Genomic DNA, 2,683 nt, shown 5'->3' on the forward strand with positions numbered 1-2,683 from the left:
ACCGCGCGAGACCCCCGCCAAGCTCCCAAGCCGTCAGCAGACGGCGTCAAACCATGGGTAGCGGGCATTCGGCAACAGGCTCCAAGGGATCATTTTTGTCGGTGGTTCTGGGATCGACAGGCTGACCGCTGGCGCTGGTATCGATATTTTCTACGGCGGCGCCGATCGGGATGTTGTTTACTATACTCACACAGATGTATCGATCCAAGTAGACCTTCAGGCCGGGACTGGGAACGGCGGCTACGCGGAGGGTGACCGGTATTTTGACGTCGACTCCATCGTTGGAAGCCAAGCGGACGATCATTTGAAAGGGAGCTTAGACAACGACACCCTACACGGCTGGGAAGGTGACGACGTCGTCGAAGGCGGCGCCGGCGACGACACCTTGTTCGATTCTCTCGGCATCGATATCCTCAACGGCGGTGACGGTAACGACACAGTCTGGTCAGGGGATGCGCTCATCACCCTCGTCGCAGATCTCGCCGCCGGCACCACTGGCAATGGTGACACGCTGATTTCCATCGAAAATCTACACGGCTCCAACGTCGCGGACACGCTCCTTGGCGACGCCGGCATCAACATGCTCACCGGTGACGCCGGCAACGACCTCCTCAACGGCCGCGGCGGCGCCGACACACTCGATGGCGGCACCGGCATCGACACCGCCAGCTATGAGGATGCCACGGGCGCCATCATTGTCGATCTGGCCCTGGGGACGGCATCGGATGGTGATACCCTGATCTCGATCGAGAACCTGATCGGCGGCAGTGCCGGCGATACGCTGACCGGCAGCACCGCCGCCAATCAGATCGAGGGTCGGGACGGCGACGACGTGATCGATGGCGGCAGCGGCAACGATACCCTGCTTGGCGGGGCCGGTGACGACGTGCTGATCGGCAATGCCAACCGCGACATCATGACCGGCGGCGACGGTGCCGACCGGTTCGTGTTCCAGTCGCTGTCGGACAGCGGCATCGGTGGCGCCACCCGCGACCGGATCATGGATCTCGACATCGCGGCTGGCGACCGGATCGACTTCTCCACCCTCGATATCGATCCCTCGACCACCGCGCGCGAGGCGCTGACCTATATCGGCACCGGCGCCTATAGCGGCACCGCCGGCGAAGTCCGCATCGCCGACTCGGCCAATGCCGGCTACACGGCCGTCGCCATCGACAGCGACGGCGACGGCATCAGCAACTTCATCATCGAGGTCGCCCTGCCGCTGGCCGATTTCACCGCCGACGCCTTCCTGCTCTGACCGGCAGGCGCGCGGGCACAATAGTGGCGGCGGAGGTGTCCCTCCGCCGCCATCCGCATTCGGCCTGATCCGGGTCAGAACTTCAGCGACGCGAAGGCCCGCACCCCGCGTCCCGGCGCCAGCACCTCGTCCTTCTTGAACGACACCGCGTTGCGGATGTCCTCGTCCAGAAGATTGGTGCCCTTCACGCCGAAGGTGACCAGTGTCGGCACGCCGCCGCTGGTGAAGGCGGTGGTATAAGACAGCTCCGCCTCCAGCATGTCATAGCCATCGGTGCTGGTCTCGTTGACCGAGGTGCGGGTCTGGTCGAAGGCATGCAGAATGCCCACCCGTGCCCACCAGGCGTCGTCCGCCCACCAGATGCCGCCACCCAGGCGCTGCGGCGGGATGCGCGGGACATTGTCGCCGCCGTCGAACTCGGCATGCACCAGATCATAGCGCCCGTCGAGCCCGATCACGCCGCCGGCCAGATCCGCCAGATCGAGGCGCGCCTTCAACTCGGTACCATAGAACACCGCATCCTGCTGGCTGTAGGCGACCTGATCGAATTCGCCATCGCCGCCGCCGCAGGATGCGAAATCCTCGTCGCAGGTGACGCCGGTCAGGCGCTTGTAGATGAAGCCGTCGAAGCGGGTATAGAAGGCCGCGGCGTCGAAACGCAGCCGGCCGGTGTCGCGCGCCAGCCCGATTTCCAGCGTGGTCGCGGCCTCGGTATCCAGATCAGGATTGCCGATCTCGAAAGTGCCGGAGGCGTGATGCGAGCCCTTCGAGAACAGTTCCGCCGCCGAGGGCGCCCGCTCGACATATTGCGCGGTGGCCCGCGCCACCAGCCCGTGCGGCAGATCCTGAAGCACACCGATGCTGCCGCTGCCGGCCAGGAAGTTTCGGTTCGCCCCGTTGAGAGCCGGGTCATCGGCCCCCGGCAGAAGATCGGCCGGAAATGCCGCCGCCTGCCCTTTCACGCGGGTCCGCTCCAGCCGCCCCGCCGCCTGAAGCCGCAAACCCCCGCCCAGCGCCAGTTCCTCGAACACATAGCCGGCCACGGCCAGCGTCTCGGCCGGCGCCAGCAATTCATCGGCCTCGCCGGTGGTGGTGAGCTTCTGATGGGTCAGTTGCAGGCCCAGCGCGCCGTCCAGCGGCCCGGCCGCGGTGGTCACCGGCACATGCTGAAGCTCGATCCGGCCTTCCCAGTCGCGGCTGGCATAGCTGCCATGGACATGGGCGCCCTCTTCCGCCTCGTCGTGTTCGTCATGATCGTGATCGTGATCATCGTGGTCATGGTCATGGTCGTGATCATGGTCGTCGTGATCGTCCTCATGCTCATGCTCATGCGCGAGGCCGATGGGGATGTCCCGGTCATTGTTGAAAAAGGGAGAGCGGCGTTGCTCGCCTTGAGCCGTTAGGCTCGGGGTGTCGAATCCT

At 65.1% G+C, this 2,683-nt stretch carries 2 protein-coding genes; one reads left to right on the forward strand and one right to left on the reverse strand.

Translation table 11 applies throughout. From position 1 onward, the window contains the following. The first annotated feature begins 112 nt into the window (after positions 1-112). Positions 113-1,261 carry a calcium-binding protein gene (locus tag IEW15_RS25185; RefSeq protein WP_408999451.1) on the forward strand — a complete coding sequence of 383 codons (1,149 nt, stop codon included), beginning with the start codon at positions 113-115 and terminating at the stop codon, positions 1,259-1,261. 74 nt (positions 1,262-1,335) lie between these two features. On the opposite strand, the gene IEW15_RS25190 is transcribed toward IEW15_RS25185, so the two are convergent. Next, on the reverse strand, positions 1,336-2,683 hold a 1,348-nt coding region (locus IEW15_RS25190), incomplete at its 5' end, for a TonB-dependent receptor (protein WP_229708832.1).

The organism is Tistrella bauzanensis (genome assembly GCF_014636235.1).
GTDB lineage: Bacteria > Pseudomonadota > Alphaproteobacteria > Tistrellales > Tistrellaceae > Tistrella > Tistrella bauzanensis.